1 protein-coding gene is annotated in these 390 nt (G+C 64.1%); it reads left to right on the top strand.

Going from position 1 to position 390, the window contains the following annotated elements; translation table 11 throughout:
• On the top strand, positions 1-363 hold a 363-nt coding region (locus AC07RN_RS21470; RefSeq protein WP_478337299.1), incomplete at its 5' end, for a hypothetical protein.
• Between the last annotated feature and the right edge of the window lie 27 nt (positions 364-390).

The raw sequence follows: 390 nt of genomic DNA, 5'->3' as shown, positions 1-390 counted from the left end.
CCACATCAGCGTGGACGAATCGGTGCTCCGCACACAGAATCTGGCGATCTTCCTGTGAAGCTCTCGTGGGAGGGCGAGGCGGAAGACGCCGCCGCGGCAGCACGGGCGTCCTCCGAACTCACCGTGCTGAAGACCCAGCGTGAGGAGGAACCGTTGGTCGTCGCCAACGAGTTCTCCGAGATCCACGTGTCCAAGGTGCACACACGAAACGGTGTCCGCCTGCTCATCGAGTCCGTGAAATCCGGCCAGTGGGTCACCCTGGACCCGCTCGAACTCGAATCGCTCACCTGGCAGAGCCCCGCCACCTTCTCGGCGATGGTCGGCCATCCGTTCAGTCCCCTCGTCCCCGACGAGGACCAGTGAGATCAACCCGAGGCGTGACCGGAAGGA

The sequence above is a fragment of the Lelliottia sp. GFLA7 genome (assembly GCF_056490165.1).
The sequence above is the reverse complement of the archived record's forward strand: the minus strand, read 5'-3'. Positions and strand labels throughout refer to the sequence as shown.